Source organism: Chloroherpetonaceae bacterium, assembly GCA_025056565.1.
Taxonomy (GTDB): Bacteria; Bacteroidota; Chlorobiia; order Chlorobiales; family Thermochlorobacteraceae; genus Thermochlorobacter.
The window spans coordinates 122,378-142,054 of sequence record JANWWA010000005.1 but is presented as its reverse complement, the minus strand read 5'-3'; the positions used below and the strand labels follow the sequence as shown (position 1 = coordinate 142,054).

Genomic DNA, 19,677 nt, shown 5'->3' with positions numbered 1-19,677 from the left:
TCTTTCCGTGAGCGCAGCTTGACGCAACGGCTCAGCGTGTGCCCAGCGATTCGCATACTTTCTTTGCTAGCCCTTTGTGAGAAATGCTTGCCGAGTCGAAGCAATTTGCGTAACTTGCTTCGCTCCCGTTAGCATTTTCTCAACACATTAGCTTTGTAAGTATGCCAGCGAAAGCCAAATCCACTGCCAAAGCAGTTTCTGCTTCTCAGTCATCTCTGAAAGCTGTAGCGAATGGACAGCAACAAAAGAATGGAAAAGCCACCACCGCATCACGCCATACCACACCGACTCAGTCCAGCAAATCCAAAAGCAAATCCAAAAAGTATATCTACTTCTTTGGTGGCGGCAAAGCTGAAGGTGATGCGGCAATGAAGGATTTATTAGGCGGGAAAGGCGCTAACCTTGCTGAAATGACGAACATCGGCTTGCCTGTGCCGCCCGGCTTTACTATTACCACTGAAGTTTGCACATACTACTACGACAACGGTCGCACTTACCCCAAAGGTCTTTTTGAGAAAGAGCTACCTGCCGCTTTGGCAAAGTTAGAGAAGCTCACGGGTAAAAAGTTTGGTGATGCCAAAAATCCGCTCTTGGTCTCGGTGCGCTCAGGTGCCCGCGCCTCTATGCCTGGCATGATGGACACGATTTTGAACTTAGGCTTAAACGATGAGACCGTTGAAGGTCTTGCAAAGCTCACCGGCAATCCACGTTTTGCATTTGATTGCTACCGCCGCTTTGTGCAGATGTATGGTGATGTCGTGCTTGGCTTGAAACCACAAGACAAGAAAGAGATTGACCCCTTTGAAGCCATCATTGAGCAGAAAAAGCGTGAGCGGGGCGTTTCGCAGGATATTGAACTTAGTGCCCAAGACCTCAAGGAGCTGGTGCAGCAGTTTAAGCGTCTCATCAAGGAGCGCACTAGGAAAGAGTTTCCCAGTGACCCCTTCGAGCAACTGCGAGGCGCTATCGGTGCGGTCTTTGAGAGCTGGAACAATGAGCGTGCAATTGTCTATCGCAAGCTCAACAACATTCCTTCTTGGTGGGGCACTGCGTGCAATGTGCAAGCAATGGTGTTTGGCAATATGGGTGATACTTCTGGCACAGGTGTTGCGTTCACACGCGACCCTGCCACTGGTGAAAATGTCTTCTACGGGGAATACCTGATGAACGCACAAGGTGAAGATGTTGTCGCAGGTATTCGCACGCCGCTCAAAATTTCGGAACTGCAGCGCCAAAATCCCGATGTGTATGCGCAGCTTGAAAAAATCCGCAAAATCCTCGAGCGACACTACAAGGATATGATGGATATTGAATTTACGATTGAGCAAGGCAAGCTCTATATGCTGCAGTGCCGAGTTGGAAAACGCACAGGACTTGCGGCTATCAAAATTGCATTAGATATGAAAGATGAGCGGCTCATCAGCGAAAAGGAAGCCCTTTTGCGCATTGAGCCTGAGCAGCTTAACCAACTTCTGCGCCCGATTTTTGACCCGAAGCAAAAACGTGAAGCCATTGAGAAACATCGCTTGATGGCAAAGGGCTTAAATGCAGGTCCCGGCGCTGCTTGCGGCAGAGTGTATTTCAATGCGGCAGATGCTGAAGCTGCCAAAGCGCGCGGTGAGCGCGTTATTTTGGTGCGTATTGAAACTTCCCCTGAAGATATTCGCGGAATGAATGCTGCCGAAGGCATTTTAACAGCACGTGGCGGTATGACTTCACACGCCGCACTGGTTGCTCGGCAAATGGGCAAGGTCTGTGTTGCTGGTTGCGAAGACTTAGAAATCAATTATGAGCAAGCCCGAATGAAGGTCAAGGGCAAAGATTTCCTCATCAAAGAAGGCGACTATATCTCCATTGATGGCTCTACAGGTGAAGTCATTGAAGGTGAAGTTGAAACCAAGCCCTCTGAAGTCTTGCAGGTGCTCTTCAGCAAAACTTTGAAGCCTGAGGACTCAGCCATTTACCAGATGTACGAACGCCTGATGCAGTGGGCAGATAAGTATCGCAAGCTGCGCATTCGTGCCAATGCAGACCAGCCCGACCAAGCCCGCCATGCTATTGCCTTTGGCGCAGAGGGTATTGGACTTTGCCGCACAGAGCATATGTTCTTCGGCGGTGACCGCATCACCGAAGTGCGCCGAATGATTTTAGCTAATACGCCCGAAGAACGCCGTGCCGCTCTTAAAAACATTATGCCCTATCAGCGTGTCGACTTCTATGGCATTTTCAAGGTGATGGACGGACATCCCACGACCATTCGCCTACTTGACCCGCCCCTGCACGAATTTTTGCCGCACACTGAAGCCGAGCAACGCGAGCTGGCTGAGAAATTGCATCTGCCTTACGAAGAAGTGCGTCAGCGCATTCAATCACTGATGGAAATGAACCCTATGCTGGGCTTTCGCGGTTGCCGCTTGGGTATCATTTATCCTGAAATTACAGAAATGCAAGCACGCGCTATTCTGGAAGCTGCTTGCAATGCACACAAAGACGGCATCAAAGTCTTCCCCGAGATTATGATTCCGCTGGTGGGCGATGCCAAAGAGCTGCAGATGCAAGCTCAAATTATCCACGATGTCGCTCAGAAAGTTTTTGCCGAAAAGGGCGTCAAGATTGAATACCTTGTTGGCACAATGATTGAAGTGCCCCGTGCAGCACTGACAGCTGCACAAATTGCTGAAACGGCGGATTTCTTCAGCTTTGGCACTAACGACCTTACGCAAATGACTCTGGGGGTTAGCCGGGATGATTCAGGACGTTTCCTTCCGATGTATGTGGAAAAAGAAATTTACCCCAGAGACCCCTTTGAAGCGATTGACCAAATTGGCGTTGGGCGGCTGATGCAAATCGCAACCGAAGAAGGTCGCCGTGCCAAGCCTAAGCTAAAAGTTGGTATTTGTGGTGAGCATGGCGGTGAGCCGAGTTCCGTTGAGTTCTGCCATCGCTTAGGCTTTGATTATGTCTCCTGCAGCCCGTTCCGCATTCCGATTGCACGGCTGGCTGCTGCACGCGCTGCACTAAGGAAGTAACCTTTGCTTTGCACATCAACTTGTCGGTGGCGTCTCCGCTTACTCGGTGAGCAGAGACGCCTTGCCACTTAATTGGTATTCGGCGCTTCAACAGTCTCTTCCGCCTCAGACTTTTGCTGATAGAGAATCGCAAAGACAATCCACGCATACGCTGCAATCAGCAGAATCGGGCAAAGCGTGAGCGAAATGAAGCCATCGACGCTATTGTCAATCGCCATCAGCACATAGCTGAAGATGATTACAGCGACGCCAATTGCAATGTAGAGGTAATTTTCTTTGCGCAGCGGCATTGAGAGCGAGAGCGTTGCCTTTTTGCCTGCAGTGCGACCTGTCTTTCTCTCTTTGTCGCGTTTTTTTTCGGCAGCGGTCAGTGTCTTGGACATTTTGAGATGTGTTGTGAAGCGTTGTTGAAATAAGCGTGGCGGAGACTACACAATTTTTTTGAAAGAACAAAACACTTGGCGCTCATAGGGCTGCGTTTTTTGGAGGGGCTTCTAACTTCAACTGCGTTTTTATGCCTTTCAAGCGGGTAACACACTTGCTGCTTTTTGCAAGCCTCCCACATTCTGGATAGCTCTGCGGGGCTTTGGCAAAGGCAAGCGCAAGTGGCAGGCTTTCCTTAGCTCACTGACTGCAACGCAGCACGCACTTTTTCCGCTGCGTTCTTAAAGCCATCAGCTGGAATCAAGTTTAAGCCTGATTCGTTCAGCATTGCCTTAGCCAGCTCTGCATTCGTGCCTTCCAAGCGCACCACCACTGGATACTTGATGGAGAGATTTTTTGCTGCTTCAATAATGCCTGCGGCCACGCGGTCGCAGCGTACGATGCCGCCGAAGATGTTAACTAAAATTGCACGCACGTTTGGGTCTGACAGAATAATTTTGAAGCCTGCTTCGACAGTTTTTGCGCTAGCTGTGCCCCCTACATCGAGGAAATTTGCTGGCTTGCCGCCTGCCAGTTGAATAATATCCATTGTTGCCATCGCCAGTCCTGCCCCGTTGACCATACAGCCTACGTTGCCGTCCAGCTTGACATAATTCAAGTTTGAGGCAGAGGCTTCGACTTCGAGTGGGTCTTCTTCGGTGATGTCGCGTAGCTCGAGAAATTCCTTGTGGCGGAAAAGGGCATTGTCGTCCAAATTGATTTTGGCATCGAGCGCCAACACTGCACCTTCTTTGGTTACAACCAGCGGGTTAATTTCTGCTAGCGACGCATCAATTTGCTGGTAAGCATGGCACAGTGCCAGAATGAACTGCACTGCGTTTTTGAATTGCTCCCCCTCTAAGCCTAAGAACAAAGCTGCTTCACGGGCTTGATAGGGCTGGATACCCAACATCGGGTGAAGATGTTGCTTGAAGATTTTTTCAGGCGACTGCTCCGCCACCGCTTCGATTTCCATTCCCCCTTCGGTAGAGACCATCAACACATTTTTCGACACGGCGCGATCGAGCGTGATGCCGAGATAAAGTTCGCGTGCGATGTTGACTCCTTGTTCAATGAGCAGCCGACGCACCTCTTTGCCAGCTGGGCCCGTTTGATGCGTAACGAGCTTCATTCCCAGCATTTTTTGCGCTATCTCAAATGCCTCTTCGGCGCTGCGCACTACTTTCACGCCGCCTGCTTTGCCACGCCCACCTGCGTGAATCTGCGCTTTAACCACCACGACCCCTCCACCCTGCTCTGCCAAAAGCTGTGCAGCAGCAGCTCTGGCTTCCTCTGCAGTAAAGGCAACCATGCCTTTGGGGACTGGCACATTGTAGCGCCGCAAAATGTCTTTGGCTTGATGCTCGTGAATATTCATTGTTGGGTTTTTTGAAGATTTTAGAGTAAGGCTCTGGCGGTTTGCAGTCACCACTCATTTCGGCGCATGCAAACGTGCCAGCGCAGCGACTAAGACGCTTATTTTTGCACTTCTTCGCCGACTACTTGGTCTTCAGCACGTCGCACTGCGTTTTTATACTGCCTAAGAAACTCTAATCGAGCTTTGACCCTTTCCATCGGCACCAGCAGTTGCTCTTTGGTCAAAATTGCGCTCTCACGCGAGTGGTAGGTAATGTCATACTCATCACTCATTACGATGGCCTCTTCTGGACAGACTTCCTCGCAATAGCCGCAGTAGATGCAGCGCAGCATATTGATTTCGAAGGTAATCGGTCGTCGCTCTTGTGGCAGGTCGGTCTCGCTGGCTTGCATAGAAATCGCAAGGGGCGGACAGACACGCGCGCAAAGCCCGCATGCTACGCAGCGCTCACCTGTTTTATCCTCCCGCTCTACTAAAACAGGGCGACCACGAAATACAGCTGGCGGTTTCCACTTGACCTCTGGATACGACATCGTCATCTTCGGGCGAAACATCTGCCTGAAGGTGTAGGCCATTCCTTTGAGAATCTCAGGCAAGTAAAGCCGCTCAAGCAGCGAGAGCTTTGTGCGCTTAATGGGCGGGTTCTTGGTTTGCATAACTCCTGAAGGCTAACAGTTTGAAACCACAACGCAGAAAGAGACCTTTCCTCTCTCCGCTCCCATCACACCGTTTTCTTGCGAGATGCTTTTGCTTTCTCAGACTTGGCTTGCTTTTCCGTCACTTTTGCTTCTTTCATCGCAGGGCAGCACGATTCTGCACTGGGACAAGACCCTTTGGCTTTCTTAGCATCTTGCGTCATCTGAACTGTCGCCGTGCCACACTCACTTTTCTTTTGAGCTTCTTTGGCATCTTGAGCCGAGGCAACCGTTGCAAAGGCAAGCAGCAAAGCCAGCGCAGCCAGTAACTTTTTCATACCTATAAATTTTCCTTTCGCTTTTTTAGTTTGATGAACTGACCTAATTGGTAGCCAATATAACTCAGCGCTCTGGAGATGCAAAATTCGTTACCTACCAACGGCAAGACCATTCACATTGAAAAAGTTTCGCGCCAGTGGCTTTGGCAAAAGCTTGGGTTAGAGCAAATTGCTCAGAACATTGCTGCGCGCTTGGCACGCAATAGGCTTGCTACACTCTCTGGCGGACATGGCTCTTTGCTTTCGCTTTTGCTTAGTCGGCTCTTTGAAGAGCAGCCTTATCCAATGCTCATTGTCGCCAGCGACGATGACATTGAGATGTATGAAAATGACCTCTCTGCAATCTTGGGCGATACAGCAGTGATGAACTTTGCGAGCGATACTTCAAGTGTGCTCTCTGCATTGCTTTCAGGTGAAAAGAAAATGATTTTGAGCACCCCAGCTGAACTTTGCCGAAAGGTCTTGCCGAAGGATAAAGCCAGAGAGCGTCGTTTGCTGGTCAAAAAAGGTGACTTACTTGGATATGATTTTCTTCAAACCTTCCTGCGACAAAGTGGCTTTGTGCGCAAAGATTTTGTGGAAGAGGAAGGTGACTATGCCGTGCGTGGTTCAATCGTTGATGTCTTTTCACATAGCAGCACGAAGCCTTTTCGCATTGAGTTTTTCGGCGATGAAGTTGAGTCTATTCGCACCTTTGAGGTGAGCACGCAGCTGTCAAGTTCTGAGATAGGCAGCGCAGAAATTGTGTCAAATTTTGCCAGCGTGTCCGACGCAGCCACATCACTGCTCACCTACCTTCCGCCAGATAGTTGGGTGGTTACACGCCTCCACAGCGACAGCGATTTTGGTGCACCTGACCCAGAATACTTCTCCCGCACAGAAGTTGAGACTCAACTTAGCGGGTTTGCACAGCTCAGGTTGCTCACGCTTACTACGGGTGATTTCGAGCTTCGCACCACTGCGCAAACCAAGTTCAACTCAAACTTCCACCTGCTTGCTGAGGCCCTGAAAAAAGACGCAGCGCGCCAAATCAGCAGCGTGCTTGCACTCACATCTCAGAAAGAAATCGAAGACTTAGCGGAGTTTCTGGCTGCCGATGAAACGCTTCAAGGGGAAGCCACCCTCACGCTTTACATGCTGCCATTGAACCTTTACGACGGCTTTGCTTGCGCAGAGCTTTCACTTTACACCGAGTCCGACATCTTTGGAAAACTCCATCGGCATCGGCAACGCCGCCGCAAACGCCGTCGCCAGATTTCTTTGCGCGATTTACGCGTTCTCAAGGTTGGCGACTACATCGTGCACGAGGAGCACGGCATCGGCATTTTTATGGGCTTAGAAAAAATCAAAGTCGCCGATTCTGAACAAGAGTGCGTGCTCATTGAATATGACAAAGGTGGTAAGTTATATGTAAGCTTGCAAAACCTGCACTTGCTTTCAAAGTATTCGGCTGCGGAAGGCAAACCTGTTACGCTCTCACGGCTTGGTAGCGAGAAGTGGAAGCAGCAAAAAGAACGCGTCAAGAAACGCCTCAAAGACATTGCCCGCAATCTGATTGAGCTATATGCTAAGCGCAAAATGACCCAAGGTTTTGCTGCTTTGCCCGATACGATTTGGATGCGTGAATTTGAGGCTGCATTTATTTTTGAAGAAACACCTGACCAACTGGCTGCAATCGAAGCCGTCAAACGCGATATGGAGTCGCCAGCGCCAATGGATCGACTTATCTGCGGCGATGCAGGTTTTGGCAAAACTGAAGTTGCGATGCGCGCAGCGTTCAAAGCAGTGGAATCTGGTAAGCAAGTGGCTGTGCTTGCACCAACCACCATTCTGGCGCATCAGCACTACCGCACCTTCAAGCAGCGATTTCAGAATTTCCCCACGCGCATTGAGGTGCTAAGCCGCTTCGTTCCCAAAGCTGAGCAAAAGCGTATCGTGGAAGACCTGCGTAAAGGAGTGGTCGACATCGTCATTGGCACGCATCGATTGGTGTCGAAAGATGTGGTGTTCAAGGATTTGGGCCTATTGATTATTGATGAAGAGCAGCACTTTGGTGTTGCCACCAAAGAAAAACTGCGTGAAGCTTTTCCAACTGTCGACACCCTCACGCTTTCCGCCACACCTATTCCACGCACTTTGCAATTTTCAATGATGGGCGCACGCGACCTCTCGATTATTTCAACTCCTCCCAAAAATCGTCAGCCGATTGAGACGATTGTACATGAGTTTGATGAAGAGCTGATTCGCCAAAGCATTGCCAGAGAGCTTTCGCGTGGCGGACAAGTCTTCTTCCTCCACAATCGCATCAATACGATTGATTCCATCTTTGACCTCCTTAGGCGAATGTTTCCAAAAGCCCGCATCAGAGTCGCACACGCTCAATTGCCCTCAAAGGAGCTGGAAGAGATTATGATGGATTTTCTCGAGCGAGAAATTGACATTTTGGTCTGCACCACAATTATTGAATCAGGGCTGGATATTTCCAACGCTAATACCATTATCATCAATCGCGCTGACACCTTTGGCTTGGCAGACCTCTATCAACTGCGTGGGCGAGTTGGACGCAGCGATAAAAAAGCGTATTGCTACCTACTGACGCCTCCTATTTCTAGCCTCTCGCAAGAAGCCCTCCAGCGCCTTGCTACAATTGAAGAATTCACTGAGCTTGGCTCTGGCTTCAATGTGGCTTTACGCGATTTGGACATTCGCGGCGCTGGCAATCTCTTGGGCGCTGAGCAATCGGGTTACATCTATGAACTGGGCTTTGACCTCTATCAAAAAATTTTGGAAGAAGCTGTTGCCGAACTGAAATCCACTGAGTTTCAGAACATCTTCAAAGAAGCAGAGCTGCAGCGCACAAAGCCTGACAAGCCTACGGAAGTTACCTTCTACTTCAATGCACTTTTGCCAAGTTACTATGTGGAATCTGCCTCAGAACGCTTTGCGCTCTATGAACGGCTTTCGAAAGCCAGAACCAATGAAGACCTTGCACAGTTTGAAGCTGAGCTGCAAGACCGTTTCGGGAGAATGCCCGAAGAGTGCGAGAATTTACTTGCCGTAGCACGGCTGCGCCTTGCGGCTACTGCGCTTTCCCTCTCACGCATTGAAATCAGCGAAAAGAAAGCGGTCTTTGTATTCCCAGAAGGTGATGACAAGAGTTTCTACGAAGGCAAGGTGTTTGGCGCTGTGCTTGATGCCGTAAGCAGCGGTGCACTGAGTGCTTACTCGCCTACTTTCAAAAATGAAAAGCGCCTCAAGCTGGAAATTCTTTTCCCGAAGGATTACAAGGATAACCCAAAGGCAGCAATTGAAACAGTGCTGAAAGTGCTGGAAAAGTTCCAACCCGAAGCGCAAGCCGCTGCCACCGAGCTCAAAGCATAGCGCTAGTGAAATGCATATTGTGATGCAGTGCTATCATGCTACGACCTCTGCCCTTGATTCTTGCTAAATGAGCCGATATTTTGTCGATCAAAGTAACCAGCCAATATGCACTTTGCTCTAATACGCATTCTCCGTGTGCTCTTTCAGTCTATTTTTTTCCTGCTTTTTTCTTTTGCTTCGTCCAAGTTCGTTCTTGCCCAGCCAGAAGCCCTTCGTTTTCAGCGGTGGCAGCCTGCTGCATGGCATGCATTGCTTCATAGAGCGCCTCGAGTTTCACCGAATGAAATTGTGGTTAAGTTTAAACCCACGCTTTCGTTGCAAACTCTTGCCACGCTTCAAGCCGCTTGCCTTTCCACCCAGCCTACGGCGCTGCGCATTGGAAATCTTGACATTTCTAGTGCTACACTTCTTTCGCTTACGCCCAACACGCTTGGCAAACGCACCAAAACGCTGCAAGCCTCACGGCTGCGCGATATTGACCGCATTGCTGTTCTTCGTCTGCCAAACAGTGTCTCTGCACTTGATGTAGAGCGATTGCTTAGAGACTTCTCCCGTCACCCTGATGTGGAATATGCTACGCCTGTCCGCTTACTCTCGCTGGACTCTGATGCCTCACCTCCACCAGCTTCTGCATTTTCACCTCAGAGTTTGCCCAATTCTTCAAGCCATTGGCGCACTCCGAATGACTCTGCTTACCGTTCGCAATGGAATCTTGCCAAAATTCAAGCTGAAGCAGCGTGGCAACTTACAAAGGGTGACTCTGCTGTTCTCATTGGCATTATTGATACTGGCATTGATTACACACACCCTGACCTTGCACCCAAGCTCTTTATCAAGCCTGCTGAAGACCGCAATCGCAATGGAACTTTTGAGCCGTGGGACTTTCGTGAGCGACGCAATCCGCAAACTTTTGAGCTAGACCCAAACGGCCTTACAGGTGACTTTGACGGCATTGACCAAGATGGTAACGGCTACCCTGACGACGTGATTGGTTGGGACTTTACCGACCAACCGTTCAACAACGATGCGCTTAATGGTTCTTCTGACTTCCAGTTTCCCGACCCTGACCCATTTGATGATAACTCTCACGGCACGGCTTGTGCGGGTATTGCTGCAGCCGCTACAAACAATCGGATTGGCATTGCTGGCGTGGCTCCAAATTGCCGCCTTGTTGCCTTGCGCGTCTTTACAGGCGCAGGTGGCTACGGTGGCGATGCGGCATCTGACAAAGACATTGCCTCCGCGCTCATCTATGCTGCCGATAACGGTATTCGCGTAGTGAATATGAGCTTTGGTGATGTGGTGGCTTCTCCAGTGCTGCGTGATGCGGTAAAGTATGCCTACTCCAAAGGCGTGGTCATGTGCGCCTCAGCGGGCAATGCTGGTGGTGAGCAGCAGCGCTATCCTGCTGGCTACGATGAAGTGATTGCTACGGCAGCGACGACCCGCTTTGACGAAATCACACCTTTTTCTACGCGCGGTTTTCGCGTGGACTTTGCTGCACCCGGCGAAGCAATTCCCACCACTTACCCTTTTTACCGCAACTTCTATTCAGCCTCGTTTGGCGGCACCAGCGCTGCGGCTGCGCACGCCTCTGGTGCTGCAGCTCTGGTGCTTTCGCGCAATCCTTCTCTTTCACCTGAACAAGTGCGCGGCATTTTAGTCGCTACGGCTGATGACATTGAAGACGAAGGCTGGGACCATAGCAGCGGCGGCGGTCGGCTTAATCTTCTGCGAGCCATTGAAGCCCTTGGCGCTCCGATTGCAAAAATTCTTTCTCCTACTTACGACAGCGGCATTTTTCCTAACAACTTTGCTTCGTCCCGTGTCCCGATTATTGGCACTGCTCTCTCGCCGCAGTTTCAAGACTATGCACTGCAATTTCGTCCAGGACTTAGCGACCGTGCTGCATGGCAAACTATTCAGCCACCCACCGCACGCCAGCGCTTGCAAGACACGCTTGGTTTTTGGAATGTTGCCGCTTTGCCTGATTCAGTCTATGTGGTGCGCCTGCTGGTGCGTGAGCAGAATGGAAGAACAATTGAAAACCGTATTCAATACTTCTTAGACCGCACGCCACCTCGCCTCGATGGTGTGCGCTATGACGAAGTGATCATTAACGACCAATACGGCATCTTGATTGAAGCGGAAACCGATGACCTTTCTGAAGCCACACTCTTCTTCAAACGGCATGGCACTCGTGAGCCTTTTCAGCCGTTTCGTTTGCCCTTCATTCGTCGCCGACACTTTGTGCTGCTGCGTCGCACAGAGCTTCAGCCCGATGTGGAGTATGAGTGGTATCTTCAAGTGCGCAATGTAGCTGGGCTTTCTACGGAAAGCGAGCGAAAGCGATTCCGGCTCCGTGGCGAGATTTTTCAGCCCCCTACCTTTGGTCAAACGCTCTTTCGGGAGCGGCGTGAATTTCGCCTGCCCACTGGCACACTTCTGCCTTTGGTGCAAGATTTCAATCGCAACGGTCGGCGCGAAGTCTTGCTTAACGAAGCCTTGCCGCTTCAAGGCGCACGCTTCTCACGCCTGAAACGCTTTGAGTTCACAGGCGAGCGCTTCGAGCTGCTGGATTCTGTTGCGTCGCCTGTCATGATTCCGCAACATGTCGGCGACCTCAATCGTGATGGACTCTTGGAAACCGTTGCTTACGCCATCGGACGCAGCATCATTTTTTCGCAATCCTCTCCGACCTCCTCACCTTTTGCCCGCATTCTCTTTCAAGACACAACCTCTCGCAACTTTTGGGCATCGCGCATTGCCGACACCAAAGGCACAGGTGAGCAGCACTTACTTGTGCGCAACGATACAGCTTACTTCATTCTGGACTCTACCTTTCGGCGACTTGCCACCTTGCCCAACCCTGTCCGACGCGCTAAGGACGGCACACGCCCGCAGTTCGAGCAGCCTAAATCCATTGTGGAAGACTTCGACGGCGATGGCAAGCCTGAAATTCTTGTGGGCGACTTTGATGGCAACTTCTACATTTACGAATACTCCGGCGTGGGCAACATCTACACCCAAACATGGCTCAATCGCACACCATATCTGGGCGGTAGCAACTTTATCGTTAGTGGCAACTTCTTGGGCAACGGTCAGCGCCAGTTTGTCGTGATGGCGCATGCCGACCTTAACTTCGACACCCAGACGCGGGACTACGCTGCACCTGTCTGGCTTGCTGAGTGCTGGCAAGCCGTCGGCAATGACCGTTACGAGAAAATCTGGTCGCAGCGATTTTTTAACTACCGTGCAAAATCCCTCTTCGAGAGCGCTATTCAAAGTGGCGACCTTGACCGTGATGGCATAGACGAACTTTGCATTTTAGCTTACCCCAATCTTTATGTTTTCAAGTGGAATGCTTCCCACCAGCGCTTTGAGCCGTTTTGGATTTTTCCCGCAGCGACCGCACAAGAACTGCTCATTGCCGACATTGACGGCAACGGACGAAATGAGATTTTTTTCAGCGATGACCTTCAAACCTTTGGCTATGAATTTCAGGGCAACACTTTGCCCCCTTCACCAGTTGGTGTCAGTGTCGAGCCGCTTGATGAAACCGCGCTTCAGCTTTCGTGGAATAGAACCCCTGAGGCACAAGAATATCGCATTTACCGCGGTGAGTATCTCTCATTTCCCTCGTATCCCTTTGTGCTTTCACGACGGGCAACAGTAACCGAAAATGTCTTTATTGACCGAGCCGTGCAGCGCAATCGGTTCTATGTTTATGCAGTAACCGCCTTTGATGGCGTGCGAGAAAGCGATACCAGTGTTTATGTGCTTAGTGTGCCGAAGCCCTTGCCACGATTGCTGTCAGCCGAGTATGATGCCGACGACCATTTGCGCCTTCGCTTCAGTGATGCCTTGCAAGATGCACCGCTCAACCCTGCGTGGTTTGAAATTCAAAAGCAAGGTGGCTTGTCGTTTTACCCCACATCAGCCATTTTGGCGCGTGGCGCTCGAGAAGTGGTGCTTTCATTTCGCAACGCACCTTTGGACACTGGTCGTTACGAAGTGCGTGTCAGCCCTAATGTGCGTGATATTTTCAATGCACGCCTTGATGCACAGTTTCGCACCGCCTCGTTTGATGTGCGGCAAGTCCCTTCCAGTGCGTTTTTCGTGCTGTCGCGTCGCGCACTTGCTCCCGACCAAGTCGAACTGACTATGAGCAAACCAATTGATGCAGTCTCAGCACAATCGCTCTCGAACTATGAAGTGCGACCGAGTGGGCGTGTTTCCAGCGTAGAAGTTGACAATCGTGAAAATCGCCTGCGCTTGCGCCTTGAAGGGCGACGGATTGGCGCGCTGGGCGTGCCTGTCTCCATTACATTGCGTCGCCTTCGCGCTGCAGATGGCACTCCAATTGATACTGCTTCCAGCGGCAATGTGGTCGTGTTTTCTGAAGTGAAAGATGACCTATCGAGCGTTTTTACCTACCCGAATCCCTATCATCAGCGCGCCGGTGTAGATTTTGTGATGTTTGCCAACCTGACGCGCAAGGCAACGATTGAAATCCTGACGCTCACAGGGCGCGTCATTAAACGCATTGAGCACAGTGGCGAGACCGGTGGCGCACGGTGGTTTTTGGACACCGAGCAAGGTGAAAAGGTCTCCTCGGGCATCTACCTTTACCGTATTACGGCAGAAGGTGTGCCTGAAAAGGTAGGAAAGTTAGCGGTGGTGCGTTAAGTGTCGCTTCCCTTTGGCAGCACAATTTGAAACGGATTTCGCTATATTGGCAGTTATCCAAACGCGTCAATCCCAAGAAAGTTTGAGAATGAGTGCAGCACAATCGCTCGCATATCTTCCCAAATCAGCCTTCTCGCAAGAGAAGATTCGCAACTTTTGCATCATTGCGCATATTGACCACGGCAAGTCCACGCTGGCAGATAGACTGCTGGAGATTACAGGCACGATTTCACAGCGCGAGATGATGGATCAGGTGCTTGACGATATGGAGCTTGAACGCGAGCGTGGAATTACCATTAAGAGCCATGCAATTCAAATGCATTACACTGCCAAAAATGGTGAAACCTACACTCTGAACCTTATCGATACGCCCGGACACGTAGACTTCACCTACGAGGTTTCCCGCTCGCTGGCTGCTTGCGAAGGCGCTTTGCTGGTAGTGGATGCCGTTCAAGGCGTCGAAGCCCAAACCATTGCCAATCTGTATCTTGCAATTGACGCTGGACTTGAGATTATCCCTGTCATCAACAAGATTGACCTGCCTTCTGCCGATTTGCCGAGAGTCAAGGCACAGCTCTATGACCTCATTGGCGCAAAGGACGACGAAATTATCCTTGCTTCAGCCAAAGAAGGCATTGGCATCGTAGATATTTTAGAAGCTGTCATTGCACGCATTCCTGCCCCCAAGGCAAATGTAGACAAACCGCTGCGCGCCTTGATTTTTGACTCTGTTTTTGATGCCTACCGTGGTGCGATTGCTTACGTTCGCATTGTCGACGGTATCCTACGCAGGGGCGACCGCGTGCGCTTTTTTGCAAACGGCAAAACTTACTACGCCGAAGAAGTCGGTGTGCTTGGCTTAAAGCGTCAGCCTACAGACTTTCTGGAAGCAGGTAATGTCGGCTACCTGATTTGCTCTATTAAAGATGTCAAGGACACAAAAGTTGGCGACACAGTAACGAACGCTGACAATCCTGCCACCGAGCCACTGGCGGGCTACAAGGAAGTGAAGCCAATGGTCTTTAGCGGCATTTATCCCGTTAGCAGCGAGGACTTTGAAGAGCTGCGCGAGTCATTAGATAAGCTCTCGCTGAATGATTCCTCGCTTGTCTATGTGCCTGAAAGCTCCATTGCGCTCGGCTTTGGCTTCCGCTGTGGTTTTTTGGGCTTGCTCCATATGGAAATTGTTCAGGAGCGCTTAGAGCGGGAATATGGAATGAATATCATCACCACCGTGCCGAATGTAGAATACATTGTCTATACCACCAATGGCGAGCGCATTGTGGTCGATAACCCCGCTAAGATGCCTGATGCTGGCAGAATTGAGCGCATTGAAGAGCCATACATTCGTGCCGAAATTATTACGGCGACGGAATACATTGGCAACATTATGAAACTTGCTATGGAACGGCGTGGCGAGCACAAAGACACGCAGTATTTAGACCCCACGCGCGCTCATCTGAAGTTTGAATTCCCGCTTGCTGAAATCATTTTTGACTTCTACGACAAGCTGAAATCTATCTCCAAAGGCTACGCCTCAATGGATTACGAGCCGATTGGCTACCGTGAGGCTGATCTGGTCAAGCTGGATATTTTGCTCAATGGTGAAGTGGTCGATGCGCTCTCAATGATTGTGCATCGCTCGAAGGCATATGAGTGGGGTCGCAAACTCTGCGCCAAGCTCAAGGAGCTGATTCCACGCCAGATGTTTGAAGTTGCCATTCAAGCTGCTATTGGCAGTCGTGTGATTGCACGAGAAACGATTGGCGCGCTGCGCAAAAACGTGCTGGCAAAGTGTTACGGTGGCGACATTACGCGCAAACGCAAGCTACTTGAAAAGCAAAAGGAAGGCAAAAAGCGCATGAAGCAAGTCGGTCGCGTAGAAGTGCCACAAGAAGCTTTTCTTGCTGTGCTGAGCGTCAGTGACGAATAGCGATTTTGAACTCTCAAATGCCTTAAAATGAGCGCTTCAACTGCAAAAGCAAAGGCACAAAAGCCTGAGCCACAAAAAGAAAAAAAGAGCAAAGCTGGTGAAATCCTAAATGGACAGTCTGCCAAAGGCACGCCAACGAAAAAAAGCAAAACGCGCGAGTGGATAGAAGCCTTGATTTTTGCTGGCGTTGCCGCTTTCCTCTTGCGCTCTTTTGTTATTGAAGCCTACCGCATTCCCACAGGCTCCATGGAAAAGACACTGCTAGCTGGTGATTTTCTCTTGGTTAATAAGTTCATCTACGGTGCCATCGTCCCCTTCACCAACTATCGCCTACCGGGCTTTAAGCAAGTTGAACAAGGTGATGTCGTGGTTTTCAAATACCCACGTGATAAAGATGTCAATTACATCAAGCGCTGCGTAGCCGTTGCGGGACAGACGATTGAAATCAAAAACCGACAGGTGTTCGTGGACGGCAAGGAATTCCCGCTGCCGCCGGAAGGACAGTTTCTTTCGCCACAGCCTTTGCCGCCCGGACAAGCTGAAATCAATATCTTTCCACTTTACTCCTCTTTCAACAAGGATAACTTTGGTCCGCTGCATATTCCGAAAAAAGGGGATAAAATCACGCTTATGCCCGAGACTTTTTACACCTACAAGTTCCTTTTGGAGTATGAGGGACACACCACTGCGATGATGGGACGGCAGGTCTATGTTGACGGCAAGCCCACCAACGAATATGTCGTCCAGCAAAACTACTACTTTATGATGGGTGACAATCGCGACAATAGTCTGGATAGCCGCTACTGGGGTTTTGTGCCCGAGTCGCATATTGTTGGTTCTGCCTTGATTATCTATTGGTCTTGGGACCCTGAGCTGAGCCTGTTTCGCGTGTTTGATAAATTGGCATCAATACGCTGGTCGCGCATTGGAAGGTTAGTTCACTAGCACACACGCACTCCCGTGAGAATTTGCATTGGTATTTTTCTCCTGCTTGTCAGTTCTGTAGCCCAGTGCCTTGCACAAGGCGGCTCGCTTTACTCACGCTTTGGCATTGGCGAGGTCCGCTCACTGGTTACTGCACAGTCGGCTGGAATGGGCTTTGCAGGCAGTGCTATTCCCGACCTTTTTTACATCCACCGAATTAACCCAGCTATGCTGACAACGATTGACCAAACCCGCATTGCTGGTGATTTTGGATATATTGGTTACTTCGCAAGTTCGCCTCGTGCCTCAGGTTATCAAGTTGTCGCTGGCTTTGAAGGCGCAAGCCTTGCGATTCCAATCTGGCAGTTTGTTGTCTCCACTGGCATTCTGCCCTACTCACGCCTTAATTACAGGCAGACGCAGCGTGGCACAACTGTTATCGGTCTGGACACGCTGAGCTACAGTTTCTCTTACTTCGGCTTAGGCGGCTTGAATAGCGTGCCGATTGCAGTTGGCTTTACTCCGCTTCGCAGTGAAAAGCTTGGCATCTTCCGCGTGGGCGCTGCGCTTAATTTTCTTTTTGGCACTACGACACAAGGCTCTGAACATCGCTTTGACGTGCTGGAACTTGTCGACTCCGCAATCGAGTTTGAAGACCGCCTTGCAATGCAAACTTGGACATTTGGCTTGGGCTACACCTCTAAGCAAGGCATCTTTGCACAAAGCGACCTTTTCTCACTGAGCGTTGCGTTCACCTCTCGTGCGTCTGCTGAAGGCACACGCCGAACCATTCTCACCAACAATTTGGGGAATTCACAAACGCAGCGGCGCGACACACTGAATGAAGTCAGTGGGTGGGTCTCGCTTCCCAGTGTGCTTACCATTGGACTAGCATACAGTGGCACTCCGAACTACATCGTTGCCGCAGATGTGATGCTTCAGGACTGGTCAGCAGCGGAGTATTTCGGGCAACGCGCGGAGCTGCAGCGTCGCGCTGTGCGTTTCTCACTTGGCGCAGAGGTGATTCCCAGTTTGGAAGTGCGTACTAACCTTTTTTCACGCATCGCCTATCGCATTGGAGCATACTACTATCAGACGAATTGGCAAATTGGTAATACTGGCATTGATGAATGGGGACTTACCGCTGGGTTAGGTATTCCGCTTAGTGCTGAGTCATCGCGCTTAGATATTTCCTTGCAGTATGCGCGTCGTGGCACGACCACAAACGGCCTAATTGAAGAAAGCATCTTCCGATTCGGCGCCGCCCTGAACATTGGTGAACGATGGTTCTTGCAGCGCAAAATTGAGTGAGCCAGACGGCTTCGTATCAACACACGGTCTAAGGCAAGATGAATCTTAGCTATGTGCTCAAAGAAAGTCTCTCCGGCTTCCAACGAGCCAAACTTGCAACGGCAATTTCCATCTTTACCATTGCTATTTCGCTGGTGTTGCTGAGCATTTTCCTTATTCTGACGCAAAGTGCGGTGCGTGTGCTAGAAGAAATCCGTAGCCGTGTAGAAGTAGAATTCTTTCTTAGCGAAACGCTCTCGCCCAGTGATGCCAAAGCTCTCACAGGGCACATTCGTCAGCATCATGCAGTTGCACAGGCAACTTACATTTCCAAAGACGACGCTGCCAAAATTTTTGAAAAGGAATTTGGTGAGAAAATTGAGCAGATATTAGGCACCAATCCATTGCCACAATCTATCAAAGTGAATCTTAGACCTGAATATGCTCGATTGGATAGCTTAGAAAAGTTTGTTGCGGCTGTCTCAAAAGAGTCTGGTGTTCTTGATGTGCGATACAATCGCGAGCTTCTTAGCCGTGTCGACAGCAATGCCCGCATCCTGTTTTTTATCACTGCTGCACTGGGCATACTTATTGCCTTTGCGTCCATCGCATTGGTTTCCAACACAATTCGCCTTGCGATTTATAGCAAGCGTGAAATTATTCGCACAATGCAGCTGGTTGGCGCTACCTTCAACTTCATTCGCCTGCCCTTTCTTTTGGAAGGTGTCCTACAAGGACTGGTAGGCGGTGTATTAGCAGCTGGACTGGTTACAGCAATGATGACGCTTTTGGCACGCACCGCGCCAGACATTTATGCTGCGCTCCAACCGCCTAATGCTCTCTTTCTTTTTGTGCTCACGCTTGTTGGAGCTGGATTAGGGCTAATTGGCAGTTTCCTTTCTGTAAGGAAGTTTATTGAGTAGCAGCGTCTGGGATTTGAATTCGGGAAGCCTTGATTTTTAGTGTCTTCCGCTGTGCTCTGCACAGACGTGCGGCTGCAATCCTTTGAATCTCTAACTAACCCTAACACAATGAAAAAAGTCTTATTCGTTTGCGTGGAAAACTCCAATCGCAGTCAGATGGCAGAAGCCTTTGCGAAGATTCACGGTGGTGGCAAGGTAGAAGCCTTCAGTGCTGGCTCGCATCCATCGGGCAAGGTTAATCCAAAAGCAATTGAAGCCATGAAGGAGCTGGGCTACGACCTTACCACGCACACCTCAAAATCGCTTAATGAGATTCCTGATGTGGAATACGACTTTGTCGCCACAATGGGCTGCGGCGATGACTGTCCATTTGTGCGTGCCAAAATTCGTGAAGATTGGGCAATTCCTGACCCAAAGCATTTAGAGCCAGACGAGTTCCGAAAGGTGCGCAATTTGATTGAGGAAAAAGTCAAAGAGATGCTTAAACGAATCGGCGCCTGAGAGGAAAAGGCAGGTCACAACAAACCGTAGCCATCACTTGTATATCTTGGCGTTGCGCTTTGCTTCCATCATCTCAAGTGCATCATCAATCGGAATAGAAAGCTCGTTAAATTTCTTGACTTCATCATAGAGCCTTGTGTCTTCCAGCTCTTCCAGTTTTTCCATAATTGCCTCGAAAACCTCGAGGGAAGCACGACATTTTCTTGCCTGTTTTATTGGTGATGAGCCACACA

Annotated in this window: 13 protein-coding genes; 8 read left to right on the top strand and 5 right to left on the bottom strand. The window is 50.1% G+C overall.

Features of this window, described 5'->3' with window-relative positions; translation table 11 throughout:
• The first annotated feature begins 161 nt into the window (after nt 1–161).
• Nucleotides 162–3,029, top strand: coding sequence for a pyruvate, phosphate dikinase (gene ppdK, locus NZM05_05855; GenBank protein MCS7013140.1), 2,868 nt, complete (start codon nt 162–164; stop codon nt 3,027–3,029).
• A 68-nt stretch (nt 3,030–3,097) separates the two neighbouring features.
• Here ppdK and NZM05_05850 read toward each other — a convergent pair whose 3' ends face one another.
• The 4 genes from NZM05_05850 to NZM05_05835 form a co-directional block, all read right to left on the bottom strand.
• Nucleotides 3,098–3,412, bottom strand: a complete 315-nt coding sequence (locus tag NZM05_05850) for a DUF3098 domain-containing protein (protein ID MCS7013139.1) — start codon at nt 3,410–3,412, stop codon at nt 3,098–3,100.
• A 236-nt stretch (nt 3,413–3,648) separates the two neighbouring features.
• Nucleotides 3,649–4,830 (bottom strand): ADP-forming succinate--CoA ligase subunit beta, encoded by a 1,182-nt coding sequence (gene sucC, locus NZM05_05845; GenBank protein MCS7013138.1) that lies wholly within the window; start codon nt 4,828–4,830, stop codon nt 3,649–3,651.
• A gap of 98 nt (nt 4,831–4,928) precedes the next feature.
• The gene (locus tag NZM05_05840; protein ID MCS7013137.1) at nt 4,929–5,486 is read right to left on the bottom strand and encodes an NADH-quinone oxidoreductase subunit I; all 558 of its coding nucleotides are present in this window, start codon (nt 5,484–5,486) and stop codon (nt 4,929–4,931) included.
• A gap of 65 nt (nt 5,487–5,551) precedes the next feature.
• The gene (locus NZM05_05835) at nt 5,552–5,803 is read right to left on the bottom strand and encodes a hypothetical protein (GenBank protein MCS7013136.1); all 252 of its coding nucleotides are present in this window, start codon (nt 5,801–5,803) and stop codon (nt 5,552–5,554) included.
• A 78-nt stretch (nt 5,804–5,881) separates the two neighbouring features.
• On the opposite strand from NZM05_05835, the gene mfd reads away from it, so the two are divergent.
• The 7 genes from mfd (at nt 5,882) to NZM05_05800 (ending at nt 19,444) form a co-directional block, all read left to right on the top strand.
• Nucleotides 5,882–9,184, top strand: a complete 3,303-nt coding sequence (mfd, locus tag NZM05_05830) for a transcription-repair coupling factor (GenBank protein ID MCS7013135.1) — start codon at nt 5,882–5,884, stop codon at nt 9,182–9,184.
• Between the two features lie 288 nt (nt 9,185–9,472).
• On the top strand, nt 9,473–13,873 hold the full coding sequence (locus tag NZM05_05825; GenBank protein MCS7013134.1) for a S8 family serine peptidase: 4,401 nt from the start codon (nt 9,473–9,475) through the stop codon (nt 13,871–13,873).
• 88 nt (nt 13,874–13,961) lie between these two features.
• Entirely contained in the window at nt 13,962–15,806 is a 1,845-nt protein-coding gene (lepA, locus tag NZM05_05820) for a translation elongation factor 4 (protein ID MCS7013133.1), read from the top strand.
• A gap of 27 nt (nt 15,807–15,833) precedes the next feature.
• On the top strand, nt 15,834–16,751 hold the full coding sequence (gene lepB / locus NZM05_05815) for a signal peptidase I (GenBank protein ID MCS7013132.1): 918 nt from the start codon (nt 15,834–15,836) through the stop codon (nt 16,749–16,751).
• Nucleotides 16,752–16,766: 15 nt separating this feature from the next.
• Nucleotides 16,767–18,041: a hypothetical protein gene (locus tag NZM05_05810; protein MCS7013131.1), complete on the top strand. Its 1,275-nt coding sequence runs from the start codon at nt 16,767–16,769 to the stop codon at nt 18,039–18,041.
• 38 nt (nt 18,042–18,079) lie between these two features.
• The gene (locus NZM05_05805; protein MCS7013130.1) at nt 18,080–18,943 is read left to right on the top strand and encodes an ABC transporter permease; all 864 of its coding nucleotides are present in this window, start codon (nt 18,080–18,082) and stop codon (nt 18,941–18,943) included.
• 108 nt (nt 18,944–19,051) lie between these two features.
• Nucleotides 19,052–19,444, top strand: a complete 393-nt coding sequence (locus NZM05_05800) for an arsenate reductase ArsC (protein MCS7013129.1) — start codon at nt 19,052–19,054, stop codon at nt 19,442–19,444.
• A 33-nt stretch (nt 19,445–19,477) separates the two neighbouring features.
• Here NZM05_05800 and NZM05_05795 read toward each other — a convergent pair whose 3' ends face one another.
• Nucleotides 19,478–19,609: a hypothetical protein gene (locus NZM05_05795; protein MCS7013128.1), complete on the bottom strand. Its 132-nt coding sequence runs from the start codon at nt 19,607–19,609 to the stop codon at nt 19,478–19,480.
• Nucleotides 19,610–19,677 lie beyond the last annotated feature (68 nt).

Bases quoted from the DNA above. Each gene is read 5' to 3' on its own strand.
- ppdK (MCS7013140.1), top strand. From the start codon at position 162: ATGCCAGCGAAAGCCAAATCCACTGCCAAAGCAGTTTCTGCTTCTCAG.
- NZM05_05850 (MCS7013139.1), bottom strand. From the start codon at position 3,412: ATGTCCAAGACACTGACCGCTGCCGAAAAAAAACGCGACAAAGAGAGA.
- sucC (MCS7013138.1), bottom strand. From the start codon at position 4,830: ATGAATATTCACGAGCATCAAGCCAAAGACATTTTGCGGCGCTACAAT.
- NZM05_05840 (MCS7013137.1), bottom strand. From the start codon at position 5,486: ATGCAAACCAAGAACCCGCCCATTAAGCGCACAAAGCTCTCGCTGCTT.
- NZM05_05835 (MCS7013136.1), bottom strand. From the start codon at position 5,803: ATGAAAAAGTTACTGGCTGCGCTGGCTTTGCTGCTTGCCTTTGCAACG.
- mfd (MCS7013135.1), top strand. From the start codon at position 5,882: ATGCAAAATTCGTTACCTACCAACGGCAAGACCATTCACATTGAAAAA.
- lepA (MCS7013133.1), top strand. From the start codon at position 13,962: ATGAGTGCAGCACAATCGCTCGCATATCTTCCCAAATCAGCCTTCTCG.
- lepB (MCS7013132.1), top strand. From the start codon at position 15,834: ATGAGCGCTTCAACTGCAAAAGCAAAGGCACAAAAGCCTGAGCCACAA.
- NZM05_05805 (MCS7013130.1), top strand. From the start codon at position 18,080: ATGAATCTTAGCTATGTGCTCAAAGAAAGTCTCTCCGGCTTCCAACGA.
- NZM05_05800 (MCS7013129.1), top strand. From the start codon at position 19,052: ATGAAAAAAGTCTTATTCGTTTGCGTGGAAAACTCCAATCGCAGTCAG.
- NZM05_05795 (MCS7013128.1), bottom strand. From the start codon at position 19,609: ATGGAAAAACTGGAAGAGCTGGAAGACACAAGGCTCTATGATGAAGTC.